Consider the following 339-nt stretch of genomic DNA (forward strand, 5'->3'; position numbering starts at 1 on the left):
TGAAACTGACATATTTTATAATTACTTAATTACAAAATTATCACTCATGTTTTTTTTCGAATAGACAAGAGTTTTACTTCTTGTTTTTTTTCTCTTTTTTGTTTGATTAACATATTTAGTTTACAAAGATTACTTCTTTACAAACTTTTCTTCTTTTAAAGATCACATTTAAAATCTTAAGTGGCTCCGGCACCTGGGTTCGAACCAGGGGCCAAATGATTAACAGTCATCTACTCTACCGCTGAGCTATGCCGGAATCTTTTTTAACTTATTCTCTTAAATTGGACGGGAATTATAATACCTTTTTCTCTTTTTGTCAAGAGATTTTTTGTTAATTTT

The 339-nt window shown here is 29.2% G+C and carries 1 tRNA gene; it reads right to left on the reverse strand.

Going from position 1 to position 339, the window contains the following annotated elements:
• Nucleotides 1-181: 181 nt before the first annotated feature.
• Nucleotides 182-256: transfer RNA gene (locus B0175_RS08780), tRNA-Asn, on the reverse strand.
• Between the last annotated feature and the right edge of the window lie 83 nt (nt 257-339).

Origin of the sequence: Arcobacter lacus, from assembly GCF_003063295.1 — a bacterium.
In the GTDB taxonomy this organism is placed as follows: domain Bacteria; phylum Campylobacterota; class Campylobacteria; order Campylobacterales; family Arcobacteraceae; genus Aliarcobacter; species Aliarcobacter lacus.